This is a genomic window from Vitreoscilla stercoraria DSM 513, assembly GCF_000382305.1.
GTDB lineage: Bacteria > Pseudomonadota > Gammaproteobacteria > Burkholderiales > Neisseriaceae > Vitreoscilla > Vitreoscilla stercoraria.
The window spans coordinates 59,727-74,948 of record NZ_KB908018.1; the positions used below are offsets into that span (position 1 = coordinate 59,727).

Consider the following 15,222-nt stretch of genomic DNA (forward strand, 5'->3'; position numbering starts at 1 on the left):
GACGCTTAAAGCGTCCTGTAAAAAGGATGAATAAATGTCTACTCAATATGATGTAGTAGTGATTGGTGCGGGTCCTGGCGGTTATATCGCAGCCATCCGTGCCGCACAATTAGGTTTTAAAACAGCTTGTATCGATGCAGGTCGCAATAAAGCAGGTGACGCGCCAGCTTTGGGCGGTACTTGCTTGAACGTGGGTTGCATCCCATCTAAAGCTTTGTTGCAATCTTCTGAAAACTTCCATCAAGCTTCTGAAGAATTTGCAGCTCATGGTATCGATGTGACTGTTAACAGCTTCAACGCTGAAACCATGATTGCTCGCAAAGACGAAATCGTGACCAAATTGACTGGTGGTATCGGCTTCTTGTTCAAAAAGAACAAAGTTGAGTCTATCCATGGTTTGGGTTCTTTAAAAGCGCAAAACGGTGATTTGTGGCAAGTAGAAGTGGACAACCAAGGCGAAAAATCTGTGGTTGAAGCCAAGCATGTGATTATCGCTACCGGTTCTACCCCACGTCCATTGCCTATCGCTCCTGTTGACAACAAAATCATCTTGGACAACGAAGGCGCGTTGAACGTGAATGCGGTTCCTGCGAAATTGGGCTTGATTGGTTCGGGCGTGATTGGTTTGGAAATGGGTTCTGTTTGGAATCGTTTGGGTTCAGAAGTGACTGTTTTGGAAGCGATGCCAACATTTATGGCCAATGCTGACCAACAAATCGCTAAAGAAGCCTTCAAGATTTTGACCAAAGAACAAGGTATGAAAATCGAGTTGGGCGTGCAAATCAATGAAGTGGTGAACAATGGCGATAATGTCACTGTTAACTACGAAGTCAAAGGTGAAGCGAAATCTGAAACCTTCGACAAATTGATTGTAGCCATTGGCCGCGTTCCTAACACCAACGGTTTGAATGCTGAAGCAGTGGGCTTGGCTAAAGACGAACGTGGTTTCATTACTGTGGATGGCGATTGCCGTACTAACTTGCCTAATGTATGGGCAATTGGTGATGTGGTTCGTGGCCCGATGTTGGCACACAAAGCCAGCGACGAAGGTGTGGCTGTGGCTGAACGTATCGCGGGTCAAAAACCACATCTAGACTTCAACACCATTCCATTCGTGGTATACACCCATCCAGAAATGGCTTGGGTTGGTAAAACTGAAGAACAATTGAAAGCCGAAGGCGTGAAATATGCCAAAGGTACTTCAGGTTTTGCTGCCAATGGTCGTGCGTTGGGCTTAGGTTCTGCGCAAGGTACAGTTAAAATCTTGAAAGATGTTGAAAGCGATCGTGTATTAGGCGTTCACATCATTGGCCCTAACGCTTCAGAATTGATTGCTGAAGGCGTGATGGCCATGGAGTTCAAGGCATCTGCTGAAGACATCGGTCGCATCGTTCATGCGCACCCGAGTTTGTCGGAAGTATTACATGAGGCCGCATTGGCGACGGACAAGCGTGCATTGCACGGCTAAATAAACAAACGCACCTTCGGGTGCGTTTTTATTTATATGTAAATAAATTTTCAATTGGATGTTTGCAACCACATTGTCATGACAGTAAGTTTGGTTCAGGTATATCAGCAGGTATCTGCATCTTTGAGTGGTTTACAGGCCGCCTTCAAATAAAAAACGTCTGATATAAGATGTAAATACTTGCTTAATGACGTATGGTTTGTTAAAAAGTGATGCATCGAGCATAGTAATTTGTACTGATGGCTTTGATTAATTGGGTACAGACGGCTTTGAATGATGAATTTTGAGTGTATTAACTGATGATTGCGTAAGCAATTCGTTTAACTTAGATAGAGGAAACTCTGATGAATTTACATGAATATCAAGCAAAAGCCTTGTTAGCAAATTACGGTTTGCCAGTACAAGGTGGTATCTTGGCCACCAATGGTGACGAAGCTGCGGCTGCGTTTGACGAATTGGGTGGTAAATTTGCGGTCGTTAAAGCACAAGTCCATGCTGGTGGTCGTGGTAAGGCTGGCGGTGTTAAAGTGGTTAAAACCCGTGAAGAAGCCAAAGAAGTGGCTGAGAGCTTGATTGGTACCAATTTGGTGACTTACCAAACAGATGCTGCGGGTCAGCCAGTTAACAGCGTGTTGATTTGTGAAGACATGTATCCAGTAGCGCGTGAGTTGTACTTGGGTGCAGTGGTAGATCGTTCTAGCCGTCGTATCACTTTCATGGCATCAACTGAAGGTGGCGTGGAAATTGAAAAAGTAGCAGAAGAAACACCTGAAAAAATCATCAAAGTGACTGTGGATCCATTGGTAGGCTTGTTGCCTAACCAAGCGCGTGAAACGGCGTTTGCTTTGGGTTTGGAAGGCAAGCAAATCAATCAATTCGTCAAATTGATGACAGGTTCTTACCAAGCTTTTGTTGAAAACGATTTTGCTTTGTTTGAAATCAACCCATTGTCTGTGCGTGAAAATGGCGAATTGGCTTGTGTGGATGCAAAAATCGGCATCGATTCTAATGCTTTGTACCGTTTGCCAGAAGTGGCTGCTCAACGTGACAAATCTCAAGAGAACGAGCGTGAATTGAAAGCTTCTGAGTTTGATTTGAACTATGTGGCTTTGGAAGGCAACATCGGCTGTATGGTGAACGGTGCTGGTTTGGCAATGGCAACCATGGACATCATCAAATTGTACGGTGGCCAACCTGCAAACTTCTTGGACGTTGGTGGTGGCGCGACCAAAGAACGCGTGGTTGAAGCGTTCAAATTGATTTTGGCTGATCCTTCTGTGCAAGGCGTATTGGTTAATATCTTCGGTGGTATTGTACGTTGCGACATGATTGCTGAAGCGATTATTGCTGCGGTCAAAGAAGTGAACGTAACCGTACCAGTGGTTGTGCGCTTGGAAGGCAACAATGCAGAGTTGGGTGCGCAAATCTTGCGTGATTCTGGCTTGCAATTGATCCCTGCTGATGGTTTGTCTGACGCAGCTCAAAAAATCGTTGAAGCTGTTAAATAAGGAGTGAATGAATGAGCGTTTTAGTCAATAAAAATACCAAAGTATTGGTACAAGGTTTTACCGGTAAAAACGGTACTTTTCACTCTGAACAAGCTTTGGCTTATGGTACTCAAGTAGTCGGTGGTGTGACTCCTGGTAAAGGTGGTCAATCTCACTTGAACTTGCCAGTATTCAACACCATGAAAGATGCGGTTAAAGAAACAGGTGCAGATGCTTCTGTAATCTATGTGCCAGCACCATTTGTTTTGGATTCTATCGTTGAAGCGGTAGATTCAGGCGTGGGTTTGATTGTGGTGATTACTGAAGGTGTGCCAACGATTGATATGTTGAAAGCCAAGCGTTACTTGGAAACCAACGGTAATGGTACACGTTTGGTAGGTCCTAACTGCCCAGGCGTGATCACTCCAGGCGAATGTAAAATTGGTATTATGCCAGGTCACATTCATACACCAGGTCGCATCGGTATCATTTCTCGTTCTGGTACTTTGACTTACGAAGCTGTGGCGCAAACCACCAAATTGGGCTTGGGTCAGTCTACTTGTATCGGTATCGGTGGTGACCCGATTCCTGGTATGAACCAAATTGATGCTTTGGAATTGTTCCAAAACGACCCAGACACTGACGCAATCATCATGATTGGTGAAATTGGCGGCACTGCGGAAGAAGAAGCAGCTGAATACATCCAATCTAACGTGACCAAACCTGTTGTGGGCTACATCGCTGGTGTGACCGCGCCTAAAGGCAAACGTATGGGTCATGCTGGTGCAATCATTTCTGGTGGTAAAGGTACTGCTGATGAGAAATTCGCAGCTTTTGAACGCGCAGGCATGGCTTACACTCGTAGCCCTGCTGAGTTGGGTTCGACCATGTTGGAAGTGTTAAAAGCACGTGGCATGGTTAAGTAATGGCTTGATAAAAATCAACATAAATGAAATGTTTGTGTAGATTTGAAAATAAAAGCGTCCTGTAAACTTACAGGACGCTTTTTGTTGTATGCTTAAGATATAGCGAGTGCAATAAATGTGTAGTTATTGATTGCCATCGCAGATTGATTGTTTACTTCTGGAGGAATGAAAGATGTCACAAGAATTTGAAAATCGCAAAAATGAATTGTTGAACGATGTGCGCGAAGTTTTGAAAGAGGCTGAAACATTGTACAAATCGGCAGTAGATGATGGATCTGCCGAAGCGCAAGAATTAAAGTCTAAATTGAAAGATCAATTGGACAATGCCAAGGTCAAATACGCTTCGTTAGAAGCGACTGTGGCAGACAAAGCCAAAGAAACGGCCAAGCAGGCCGATGTATTGGTGCATGAAAAACCTTATCAAGCATTGGGCATTGCGGCAGCTGCGGGTTTGTTATTGGGTGTGTTGTTGACACGCAAGTGAAATAATCTCAATAGTCTGCCTCAGGATGAGCATCATTCTGAGGCAGTTTGTATCTGATGTGAAAGGAGAAGCTTGTGAGTAAAGACCATCCAAGTCAATTTTCACTGTTAAAAGATTTGCTCGGCGACGGTTTAGATTTGCTGTTGATACGCGCCAAAATGGCTCGGGTAGATTTGTTGGGTTTCAAAGATGCGTTGTTAAAAATCATCTTGTGTGCCATTGCTGCGGTAGTGGTCGCATTTCTAGGTATTATTTGTTTGTTGTTTGCTTTGAATGCTGTATTGAGCCCAGTGGCAAAAATTTGGGTGTTTTTTGGATTGGTTGGCTTGGCTCTGATTGTCGTTGCCTCTTTGACAGCCATGATTTTGAATGCTTTGCAAAGTCAACAAGCATTTTTAAAAACCACACTGGATGATTTACAGGACGACTTAGCCTATATTCGCGGGCAAAAAAATTACGGTGACATTCATATTGAGGAGTTGGAAAAATGACACCTGATGAAGAAAAAGAATTATTGGAGTTAGAAGCACAAATCATTCGCTTGCGTATGTTGAATAATCAATATGCCCGCCATTTGCGTAAGAAAACATCCCATTCTTTGTTGGGCAATGTATCGGTAGTGAGGCAATTGGGTGAGGTCAATCCAGAGACTTGGCGCGCTTTTATAACACCGAACACTGTGCACAATAAAATTTTAATGCTGGTCATCACTGCGCTACTGGCATTTTTTAAGAAAAAGCGCTCTTAAACCCAACGCCTGAATATCAGGCGTTTTTCTTTGGTTTTCAATGGATTTATGGTGCGTATTGGTCAATGAGGGCATTGATTCAGGCGAATTGGCTTTTTTATGAATAATTGTAAGAAATTTACAACAATTATATTAGATGTGCGTTTGGTTAAAGATACACAGTGTTTGAGAGGAAAACTGTTTTATTTATAAGGTGTTTATGATGTGGTGATAGGGTATTGCCCATTGGTTGGTTGGATTTGGCAAAAACAGCAACGTTTAAATTGATTAATTTGAGTACGATTATAGTATCTGAATACCATCTGAAAATAATTCTTATAGATGACTGGAAATAACATTTTGGTGATATTGGGTGAGCATGGTGGTTAACAGCGTTAAAGCTAAGAGTGGCTTCGGTGTACCGTATTTGATACTCACGGAAAAAAAGTTAGATTGAGATTAATGTCTCATCCAGATAGGAATGATGTATGTTAAATAGATTATTTCTTTGGTTTTTACCAGTGTGAATCGCAGTATTGTTGCTTTATGTTAAAGAAAAAATCAGCTTAAATTTTTTGTTGTGCGTTGCAAAAAAATCGGTTAAGGTACGCCTACTACAGAGCAAAAATGAAACTAAATTTCGTAGAAGGAAACTGATAAAATGCGTTTACAAGATAAAGTTGCAATCATTACGGGTGGTGCAAGTGGTATTGGCTTGGCAACTGCCATCAAATTTGCACAAGAAGGTGCGTTTGTAGCCATTGGTGATTTGAATCAAGAAGCCATTGATGCAGCCATCAAAGAAGTTGAGGCTGTTGGCGGTCAAGCGGTCGGTTACATTTTGGATGTGACCAAAACAGACCAAATTGCGGCGATGCGCGATGCGTTGTTAGCTGATAAAGGTCGCATTGATATTTTGGTTAATAATGCTGGCATCGTATTGGATGCGCAATTGATTAAAATGACTGAAGACCAATTTGATAAAGTCATCGATATCAATTTGAAAGGCTCTTACAACATGGCGCGCGCTTTGGTAGACACTATGGTGGCACAAGGCTCTGGCGTGATTTTGAATGCCAGCTCAGTTGTGGGCGTGTACGGCAACTTTGGCCAAACCAATTACGCTGCTACGAAGTTCGGTGTCATTGGTATGGTGAAAACATGGGCGCGCGAATTGGGTAAAAAAGGCATTCGTGCCAATGCAGTTTGTCCAGGTTTTGTAGGTACGCCAATTTTGAAAGCCATGCCAGAAAAAGTATTGCAAAGTATGGCGGATAACATTCCGATGAAACGTTTGGCTGAGCCAAGTGAAATCGCGAATGTATATGCATTCTTGGCGTCAGATGAAGCCAGCTATATTAATGGTGCAGCCATTGAAGTCACTGGTGGCTTAACTTTGTAATTGAATTGAATGAAAGCGTCCTGTAATTTTACAGGGCGCTTTTTTTATGAGATGTTGGGAATTTGGCTTAGTAATGGTGCTTAATTGATATCTAACAGTTACATTGATGGCAATTTCGGTTAGAATCTAAATAAATATATCTATCTATAATATTGGCATTGCTGTGAGTGTTATATATAAGCCATAGTGAAACGTTTGTTTGATCCACTAAGAATTAATGCAAATCAATATATACTATATATTTGGTATGGTGATGTTGGTAGAGTGGGTTGATGTCGATTGAATGTTAATTTTAAAATTTTGGGTACACGCACAGTGAAATCAGTAAAGAATATTGTTTTAATTAGTTCCATGGTAGCCAGCTTAGCTGCTTGTACGGTTCCGGGTTCTGCACTCAAAATTAATAATAAAAATGTTGTAGCACAATCAGATCAACACGTCAGTATTGATGAGTTGGTAGATATTTATCCTATTACACCTTTATTGGTTCAGCGTTTGCAAAAACCTGCGTTGCATTCAAAAGAAAATATTGCATTATTGCAAGCCAAGCAAAAATACCAATATCGTGTACAAGCTGGCGATGTATTGAGAGTGACTGTTTGGGATCATCCTCAGTTGATGGCTCCAGTTGGGGTTGTACCTGTGTCATCTTCTAGAGATATGCCAACAACTGCTGGTCAAGTTATACATGAAGATGGTCGGATTTATTATCCTTATGTGGGCGCTATTTCTGTTGCAGGTAAAACCACGACTGAAATTCGTCGTATCGTCACTCAGCGTTTGGCGGGCTATATTAAAAATCCTAAAGTTGAAGTTGATGTGGTTCAATACCGTTCGCAACGAGTGTATGTTTCTGGTGCAGTGAGGGCATCTAATCAATTGCCTATTACGAATGTTCCTTTAACTTTGTTAGATGCCATTAATAATGTGGGCGGTTACAATGAAAATGCGGACATCCAAAATATTAAAATCACTCGTGATGGTCGAGATCTTGCAGTTTCTTTGTATGATTTGATGCAACACGGTGATTTAAGCCAAAACTTATTGTTGAAAGATGGCGATGTGGTTTATGTACCTAATAATGAGCGTATGAAAGTGCACATTTTAGGAGAAGTACAGGCGCAAAAAACGTTGCGTATGGAACCCGCTGGCATGACATTAACGGCTGCTTTAGGTGCAGCCAATGGCTTGAATAATAATATTGCTAATGCCAAAGGTGTTTTTGTGATTAGAGCTGAAAGTGGTATGTCAAATAATAAAATAGGTAAAATTTACCAACTGGACTTATCTGATGCCAGTGCTCATGTCTTGGGAGCGCAGTTTCAACTAGAGCCTAATGATGTGGTTTATGTAACTGCGGCTCCTGTGGCACGTTGGAATCGCGTTTTATCTAATATTTTCCCTTCAGTATCAAGTTTATTGGCGGTAAGTAATTCGGTTGGTAGCTTTTAATTCTAAAAAAGATAAGTAGCATGGTGATGGTAGTATGTTTAATAAAATACTTGTAGTATGCGTAGGGAATATCTGTAGATCGCCTATTGGTGAGGCATTGTTGAAAAAATATGTGACTCGTTGTCAAATTGATTCAGCAGGGGTCAAGGCTTTGGTTGGGAGTCAGGCTGATGCACAAGCTCAAGCTATTGCAGCAGAACATCATATTGATTTATCTAAGCATGAGGCCAAGCAGTTGACTCAAAAAATGTGTCAAGAGGCGGATTTGATTTTAGTCATGGAAGCTGGGCACGCTAATGTGATTGATGGTATTTGTCCTATGTCTCGAGGCAAGGTTATGCTATTTGGCCAGTGGCTTGGTGGCGATAAAGATATTGCCGATCCTTATCAAAAAAGTGATGAAATGTTTGCATTGGTTTATCAAAAAGTTGATGACGCAGCGAAATATTGGGCACAAAAATTAGGTTAAATTTGGAAGATTATTGTTGATGGCTAATGCAGAAAATACACGTAATAACAATTCTCGAAATGATGAAATTGATTTACATCAATTATGGGATGTAATTAATTTTAATAAGTATAAAATTATTGCAGCAGGAGGGGCAGGATTGTTGTTAGCAGTGGTGTATTTGATGTTGGCGTCTCCTGTTTACAAAGCTTCTGCATTGATTCAAGTTAGTTCAAATCAAAATAATTCGATTCTTGGAGGAGGCGGTGCTGCAAGTTTGTTAGGTGGTGGTGGTGGTAATAAATCAGATATTGAAATCAACTTAGCTAGATCCCGTATGGTTTTAGGCAAGACTGTGGATGATTTGGGTATAGATCTGCAAATTCAATATGATGAATTACCTTTGATAGGCCAATTATCACGTGACAATATAGCTGCCAATAAAGCTTTAGGGGTTAAAGTATTTAATATATCCGATCAACTTAGAAACCGAGAGTTTATTTTAGAAAATATTGATGGTAAAAGTTATCGTCTTTATATACCTGAAGATATTGATGGTAAGACCGCTGATTCTAATCCGATAGAGGGTAAAGTAGGTAGTTCTTTGAAAGCTTCGGGAATTGAACTCTTTGTGAGTCAGATTGACGCCAAAGAGGGTCAGAAGTTTCTATTAACAAAACAGTCTCGCCTGGCAGCTATTGAAGCGATGCGTAATAATTTAACAGTTAATGACGTTGGGCGTGATACCGGTATTTTAGCTTTCTCTTATGTGGGTACGGATAAAGCCCTGATTAAAAATATTTTGAATCAGGTAGTGTCAAATTATGTGGTACAAGATCAAGAGTTTGGTATTTCTTCTGCAGGAAAAAGCTTAGATTTTATTAATAAGCAGCTGCCTGTAACCAAAGAGTCTTTGCAAATTGCTGAAGATGAATATAATGCTTTCCGTGAAAAAAATGCGACAATTGATCTGACGGTAGAGGCCGCCTCGATTTTACAGAACCTCACGAAAATAGAGGCGGACTTGACTATGTTGGCGACTAAAGAAGCCGAGTTGGCTGAATTGTTTACCAAAGATCATCCAAACTACCAAGCCTTGTTGGAACAACGAAAAATTTTAATGAGTAATAAAGATAGTTTGACGCAGCGTGTATCCACTATGCCACAGCTACAACAAGATATTATTCGTTTGCGTCGTGAAGTAGAAATACAGCAGGCAGTGTATATGCAGTTGTTGAATAAGCGCCAAGAGTTCTCAATTTTACAGGCAAGTAGTTCTGGTAAAGTGCGCGTAGTAGATGAGGGAGTTACCTTAGAAGAGCCGATTAAACCGAAAAAATCATTGATATTGTTCTTGTTAACAATCGGTTTCGCTGGTTTGGCTTCTGTCTATTTTGTATTAAAATCTTTATTTAATCGTACGATTACGGAAGCGCAGAGTTTAAATAAATTGGGTGTGGATGTGTTAGCCAGCATTCCATTATCGACAGTGCAAAAAAACAAAGATACATTATTTAAAAGTAAAAACAACAGTAAAGCAACTCGTACAGATTACTTGTTAGCCAAAGAAATGCCAACTGATGCAACGGTAGAGGCTATTAGAGCATTGCGTACCAGTGTTTACTTTATGGTGATGGAAGCTAAAAATAATATTTTGATGGTGTCTGGCGCTACTTCAGGTTTGGGTAAAAGCTTTGTCAGTGTGAACTTGGCTGTTGTGATGGCGCAATCGTCTAAAAAAGTTTTAATTGTTGATGCAGATATGAGAAATGGCTATTTACATGCCATGCTTAAACAGCCATTAGACTTTGGTTTTAGTGATGTGCTATCTGGTAAATGTACCGTAAATGATGCTATTCGCAAAACTGAAATAGATGGTTTGGATATTATCACGAGGGGCGAATTACCAAATAATCCTGCTGAATTGTTGATGAGCTCAGATTTAACTCATGTACTCAAAGAAGCAATGAGTCAATACGATTATATTATTTTGGATGTACCTCCTATTATGGCAGTTACTGACGCAGCAATCATGGGTCAACAAGTTGGTAGTACTGTGATTGTGGCACGTTATGGCGTGACAACCGAACAAGATATTGAAAATACTATTTCACGATTTAACAGTAGTAATGTTGTGGTTAAAGGTGCTGTTTTGAATGGCGTAGAAAAATCTGCAAATAACCAATATGCGTATGAGGCATATAATAATTATCAACATCGATCTTAAATATTTGATAACTTTTAAAAAGTTAAAAATACCAAATTGATATTTGATTAGGGTGATTCAATTGGAAACAATGCACATTATTTTAATTGTTGCTTTGATTGGTTTGTTAGTGGTCTTTAAGATTGTGAAGGACAAGCAATCTAAGGCCGCTGGCAGTCAAGCATCTGAAAAAGCAGGGCTGAAGAAAAAAAATAAAAACGAAGCTCAAAAATCAGATAAGTCTAGGCAAGCTAAAGGTGAGCATGCCAATTCTGAAACCGAGGAAAGTGACTCAGCTTCTAAAAACATTGAAGATCAGCTAACTCAAATTAATTTGAGCCAACCTGTTAAGGTATCTGTAGAGGAGGTCGATCCTTTAACAGAATACAAAGTTTATAAAGAATTCGGTTATTTGGATAAAGCAGCTGAGTCCTTACATGCTTATATTCAATCTCACCAAGTTAAAAATGTAGATATTTTATTAGAATTGTCTTCATTATATTTAAGCTTAGAAAACTACGAGGCGTTGAGTGATTTTGTAAGAACCAGCAAAAATGAATTCACTAATGAGCAAGTGGGTGAAATCATTCGTGTTGGTTTGGAGCAAGATGCTAATAACCTAGAATTACGTGTATTAGCGGATGAAGTGTTGAGTTGGGATGTTGAAACCATTAATACGCAGGTTTTGCATACTGAACAGCATGAGAATCAAGTTGTTGCAGAAAAATCTCAGGCTATGCCAGCTGAGAGTATGGCAAGTCATGATTCTAATATTCAGATGGTTGCTCGTGCTGCTACTGGCATCGAAGAAGGTAAATTGGTGGTCGGACATGGTTCCTTACAGCCGGTAACACATGAAGAGTTGCAAGTGATTTCTGCGATGTTACCTAATGATCACGCAGTAAAATTGATGAGAACCTTTGCCGATTACACTACTTTTACACATAAATTTGACCGTTCATTGTCTAAATTGAAAAATCCAGCAGCTGCATTGGTGGACGCATTGGGCTTGGATTACCAAAATAAAAATATCGATGCATTCGCCCATCATTTATGGGAGTTGTATAATATTTTGGGCAAGAATGGTCAAAATATTAAAGATAAAATGTTAGGCTGGGGCTATAGTTTAGGCAATCATGAAGTATTAAATCGTTTGGCTATGGTTAGCAATGAGCAAGAAGTACGTGATATTGGTCGTGAGTTTGGTTATCGAATGCAGCCTAAAAGTGCCAGCATGAGTTTACCATTGGTAAGTGATGATACAGGTTCTAGCTTGGCGAAAAGCTTGGGTCGAGATGTAAATAGTATTTTGCAAGAGGCCGATGCTTATTTGATGTATGGCCAATTAGATGAGGCGATGCAAGCGCTTGAACAAGGTATTAAGTTGCATAAAAATGAACCTCAATTGTATGTCAATTTGTTTGAATTGTATGAGCGTGCTGAAAGTTGGGAGCGCCTAGAAGAATTCTCTAAACGTTTGCGTACCGATGTGCATGACTTACCAGAGGAAGTTATCTTGGTGATGGCGAAGCTAGTACAAAAATTCAAAAATAATAATATTGGAATGGTGGCCTAATCATGAACTCAGTGTCTAATATGCCTTCAGTGAAGGTAATGTTATTAGGGGTAGATGCTCGAAAATCTGCAATTTTCAGCATGGCATTCAAAATGCACTCAGCGACCAACTATCAATTGGCAGAAAGTAATACTCAGGCCGATGTTTTGGTAGTTGATGTTGATGGTATGGGAGGAGAAGAATTATGGGAAAAAGCTTGTGCTCAATACGCAGGTATTCCTAAAGTCTACTCATCTATTATGGAGCCTAAATTTGATGTTGCTTATTTGCCTAAACCCATCAAAATAGAAACTTTATTTCCTGTATTAAGAGCTGCTTTGTCGGGGTTGGTGACATTTAAGGCGACAGAAGGCGGTGAACAAGGTTCTGGTCGTGACCGATTGTCATTTAAACAACAAGCCAAAGATTACAAAAATACGCTATCTGATGAGCCTGTGGCAACTATGGCACCGCGTGATGTGCGTTTCCCTGTTGAGCAGCTGCAATTATTTGATGCACATCAAGGTTTATTGGGAACGTTGCGTCAAGCGGCCAAACAGGCTGAAAATGTGGCTTTGATTGTAGAAAACAAACCTATTTTGATGTATTTTGCTGATATTGAACGAGTATTGTTGGCCGTGGCTCCAAGTCGTTTAGAGCAAATTTGTCAAGATGCTAATATTGTGATTCAGGTTAAAAAAATTGGTGATCATCCAGAATGGAAACAACATGCTAAGGCACAAATGGATTCGTGTTTGTGGCAGTTTGCTATCTGGACTTCACAGGGTCGATTGCCTAATGATTTGAATGTTAATCAGCCGATTTCATTACACAGTTGGCCAAATATTACTCGACTGGCATATATACCAGATGCGATGCGCTTATCTGCTTTTTTAACCAAATCGCCAGTTAGTTTACCTATGACGTATAAAATGATTCGGGTTGAATTAACAGATTTGCTAAATTTCATCTCTGCATGCCATGTCACAAACTTGATTCGAATGACATCTGCTACATCAGCTGGAGTTACAGCATCAGCTACAGTTGGATTAGGCTCGCAAGGTCAGCAACAAACTGTACATACTACTGCTAATCATTCTGCATCGCAGCAAGTGTCAGAAAATGAGAATCAGGTTACACAAGCGGCTCCTGTTGCGTCGCCAGCACGTCCTAAGCAGCAACCAAGCTCAATGTTGCAGCGTTTGTTGAAAAAATTAACAGGTAAATAAAATTTAAGGTAGGATTCGATGATTGAAAGTAAAATTATTTTTACAGGGCCTGTTGGAGTTGGTAAAACTACTGCCATTGCTGCAATCAGTGATGAACCGCCCATTCAAACAGATGCTCGTGCATCTGATATGACCTTATCACGTAAAGCCAATACGACTGTGGCGATGGACTATGGTGTGATTCGTCTGGATGAGTCAACAAAGGTGCATTTATATGGTACTCCGGGTCAAGAGCGTTTTGACTTTATGTGGGAAATTTTAAGCCAAGGTAGTATCGGTTTGATTTTGATGTTAGACAATACGCGTTCTAATCCGTTAAAAGACCTAACATTTTTTATGGAAGCCTTTGCAGATTTGATTGAGGTTGCTCCGATGGTGATTGGTGTGACAAAAATGGATTTGCAACCTAAACCAAATTTGGATGTCTATCGTAATTATTTACATGAGAACAAAATCAATGCGCCAGTATTTGAAATTGATGCTCGTGAGGAGAACGACGTTAAAAATTTGGTGATGGCTTTATTATTTTCGATTGACCCTGGTTTAGAGGCTTAATCGTATGCAAGCACAATTCTCATTACAGTCAGAGCTTTATCCTAAGCTAACACCAGCTGGTGCTTATTTTGCGGTTTCGGGTAATGCAGAAAACCCTAGTCGCACCTTCTTATGTAATGTTTTAGGAGAGCGTAAGCCCATCAATGCGACCGCTGAAAAAGTGCAAGCATGGGGGCAAACAGACAATTTAGAGTCTGCCGTCAATATCTTGTATCGTTTACAGAAGCTAGAGTTTATTACAGGCACTTTAGAGCCTGAATTGGTTTCTGCGAATAATATGGAAGCGACGTTGCCAGACTTATTGAAACAATTATCGGATACGGGTCGCGCACTATTGGCCAATGATACAGGTCTCTATATTGCTGAGTCAGGATTTCATCATGAGTCTGCTGAGGAAATCTCGGCACTGGCTGGTGAAGTAATACGTTTATCAGAGCAACATGCATTATTGATTCGTAACAATTTGAACATCAACCAAAGTGCATGGGGTATTTGTGATCCATCGGGACAAAGTCATTTGGCTTTTTACCCATTGTATTTTGGTGAATACAAATTTGTATTGGTGATTGCAGGCACTCCCCAGTTACAATCAGATGCATTTGTAAAAATGGTCGAGATCTTATATCAACGTTACGGTTTTTAATTTTTATTTTAGAAGTTGGAGAATTTAAATGCGTGAACAAATGCTCAAGTCTATTCTGAGTGATTTAAATGGCTCATCAGCAGATATCGAAGCATCTGCTATTATCTCTGCCGATGGTTTGACCATGGCAGCTTTATTACCTCAAGATGTAGACGAAGATCGTGTTGGTGCAATGGCAGCTGCGATGTTGGCCTTGGGTGAACGTACTGCACGTGAATTGAATCGTGGTGATCTTGACCAAGTGATGGTTAAAGGTAGCAATGGTTATATTTTGATGAGTTATGCAGGTCACGATGCTGTATTGACGGTGATTGCCAAAGAAGGTGCTAAGTTAGGTTTGATTTTCTTAGATGCCAAGCGTGCTGCTAAAAACATCGTTGATATCTTGTAAGATTATTTTTAAGAAGGTTAGGCAAAATATTTGCCTAACTCTGTAATCACGCTACTTCTAAAGTAATTGTTACATGAATGCTCGGTCTTTTTGAGACCGGGCTTTTTCATCTGATTGAATATTTTGTCATACATAGGTAATAGCGCAGTCTTAATATTTTTTTATCATATGATGTTGTAATTAGGTTAAATTTTGATGACTGTGGTTGTTTTCATAGGTATATGATTGGTTTGATTGAGTGGCGTGTCA

At 40.2% G+C, this 15,222-nt stretch carries 15 protein-coding genes; all 15 read left to right on the plus strand.

Translation table 11 applies throughout. The features are described from left to right. The first annotated feature begins 34 nt into the window (after nt 1–34). The 15 genes from lpdA (at nt 35) to H150_RS0100390 (ending at nt 14,973) form a co-directional block, all read left to right on the plus strand. Nucleotides 35–1,468: a dihydrolipoyl dehydrogenase gene (gene lpdA, locus H150_RS0100320; protein ID WP_019957045.1), complete on the plus strand. Its 1,434-nt coding sequence runs from the start codon at nt 35–37 to the stop codon at nt 1,466–1,468. Between the two features lie 344 nt (nt 1,469–1,812). Beyond that, nucleotides 1,813–2,976, plus strand: coding sequence for an ADP-forming succinate--CoA ligase subunit beta (sucC, locus tag H150_RS0100325; protein ID WP_019957046.1), 1,164 nt, complete (start codon nt 1,813–1,815; stop codon nt 2,974–2,976). A gap of 11 nt (nt 2,977–2,987) precedes the next feature. Then, nucleotides 2,988–3,881: a succinate--CoA ligase subunit alpha gene (gene sucD, locus H150_RS0100330; protein WP_019957047.1), complete on the plus strand. Its 894-nt coding sequence runs from the start codon at nt 2,988–2,990 to the stop codon at nt 3,879–3,881. A gap of 172 nt (nt 3,882–4,053) precedes the next feature. Then, nucleotides 4,054–4,365 carry an ElaB/YgaM/YqjD family protein gene (locus H150_RS0100335; protein WP_019957048.1) on the plus strand — a complete coding sequence of 104 codons (312 nt, stop codon included), beginning with the start codon at nt 4,054–4,056 and terminating at the stop codon, nt 4,363–4,365. A 74-nt stretch (nt 4,366–4,439) separates the two neighbouring features. After that, nucleotides 4,440–4,856 (plus strand): phage holin family protein, encoded by a 417-nt coding sequence (locus tag H150_RS0100340; protein WP_019957049.1) that lies wholly within the window; start codon nt 4,440–4,442, stop codon nt 4,854–4,856. Next, complete coding sequence (locus tag H150_RS0100345; RefSeq protein ID WP_019957050.1) at nt 4,853–5,113, plus strand: hypothetical protein; 261 nt, start codon at nt 4,853–4,855, stop codon at nt 5,111–5,113. The genes H150_RS0100340 and H150_RS0100345 overlap by 4 nt, the downstream gene beginning before the upstream one ends. A gap of 640 nt (nt 5,114–5,753) precedes the next feature. Continuing rightward, nucleotides 5,754–6,494: a 3-oxoacyl-ACP reductase FabG gene (fabG, locus tag H150_RS0100350; RefSeq protein WP_019957051.1), complete on the plus strand. Its 741-nt coding sequence runs from the start codon at nt 5,754–5,756 to the stop codon at nt 6,492–6,494. Nucleotides 6,495–6,773: 279 nt separating this feature from the next. Further along, nucleotides 6,774–7,946, plus strand: coding sequence for a polysaccharide export protein (locus H150_RS0100355; RefSeq protein WP_211206658.1), 1,173 nt, complete (start codon nt 6,774–6,776; stop codon nt 7,944–7,946). Nucleotides 7,947–7,980: 34 nt separating this feature from the next. Continuing rightward, nucleotides 7,981–8,415 (plus strand): arsenate reductase/protein-tyrosine-phosphatase family protein, encoded by a 435-nt coding sequence (locus H150_RS0100360; RefSeq protein WP_026353344.1) that lies wholly within the window; start codon nt 7,981–7,983, stop codon nt 8,413–8,415. 19 nt (nt 8,416–8,434) lie between these two features. Then, entirely contained in the window at nt 8,435–10,621 is a 2,187-nt protein-coding gene (locus tag H150_RS0100365) for a polysaccharide biosynthesis tyrosine autokinase (RefSeq protein WP_019957054.1), read from the plus strand. A 61-nt stretch (nt 10,622–10,682) separates the two neighbouring features. Further along, nucleotides 10,683–12,176 carry a tetratricopeptide repeat protein gene (locus H150_RS0100370; protein WP_155970352.1) on the plus strand — a complete coding sequence of 498 codons (1,494 nt, stop codon included), beginning with the start codon at nt 10,683–10,685 and terminating at the stop codon, nt 12,174–12,176. 11 nt (nt 12,177–12,187) lie between these two features. Next, on the plus strand, nt 12,188–13,384 hold the full coding sequence (locus H150_RS0100375) for a hypothetical protein (RefSeq protein ID WP_155970356.1): 1,197 nt from the start codon (nt 12,188–12,190) through the stop codon (nt 13,382–13,384). 18 nt (nt 13,385–13,402) lie between these two features. Beyond that, nucleotides 13,403–13,939: a GTP-binding protein gene (locus H150_RS0100380; protein WP_019957057.1), complete on the plus strand. Its 537-nt coding sequence runs from the start codon at nt 13,403–13,405 to the stop codon at nt 13,937–13,939. Between the two features lie 4 nt (nt 13,940–13,943). Further along, on the plus strand, nt 13,944–14,582 hold the full coding sequence (locus H150_RS0100385; RefSeq protein WP_019957058.1) for a hypothetical protein: 639 nt from the start codon (nt 13,944–13,946) through the stop codon (nt 14,580–14,582). A gap of 28 nt (nt 14,583–14,610) precedes the next feature. Next, nucleotides 14,611–14,973 carry a roadblock/LC7 domain-containing protein gene (locus H150_RS0100390; RefSeq protein WP_019957059.1) on the plus strand — a complete coding sequence of 121 codons (363 nt, stop codon included), beginning with the start codon at nt 14,611–14,613 and terminating at the stop codon, nt 14,971–14,973. The last annotated feature ends 249 nt before the right edge of the window (nt 14,974–15,222 follow it).